Origin of the sequence: Mesorhizobium sp. M5C.F.Ca.ET.164.01.1.1 (assembly GCF_004792125.1) — a bacterium.
Lineage (GTDB): Bacteria > Pseudomonadota > Alphaproteobacteria > Rhizobiales > Rhizobiaceae > Mesorhizobium > Mesorhizobium wenxiniae.
Window position 1 is genome coordinate 1 of record NZ_SRTG01000133.1, and the last position, 416, is coordinate 416.

The 416-nt window shown below is 59.4% G+C and carries 1 protein-coding gene; it reads left to right on the plus strand.

The window, feature by feature from the left end; translation table 11 throughout:
* Nucleotides 1–250: 250 nt before the first annotated feature.
* Nucleotides 251–416 (plus strand): LysR family transcriptional regulator (locus tag EN807_RS32780; RefSeq protein WP_135937951.1); only part of this gene is annotated, 166 nt, incomplete at its 3' end.

Sequence of the window (416 nt, forward strand, 5' to 3'; positions counted from 1 at the left end):
CCGGAAGGGGACATCGCCCAGTTCGCGCTCCGACATGGTGTCGAATACAGGATGCGACAACGGGTCGACGATCCAGCGGGTAATCTCGCCATCATGGCGGTTTCGCCGTGCGTCATCGGCGGAAAAGACCTTGAGCAATGATAAAATCTTCATCGAATTGCCTCCAATGGTCGGGCTTCAGCCCCAAAAATCAGCCTTTTCGTGCCGGGTTTCAATTGAGATTTCCCGATTGCCGTTTTAGAAAATCTACATGACTGTGCTGAACCGCGTCCATCTGAACGGCCTGCGCGCCGTCGAAACCGTCGCCCGGCTGGGCTCGCTCGCGGCGGCGGCCGGCGAGCTCAACGTCTCGGCCAGCGCCGTCAGCCAGCAGATCAAGCGCACGGAAAAGCAGCTCGGCCAGGCGCTGTTCGAAC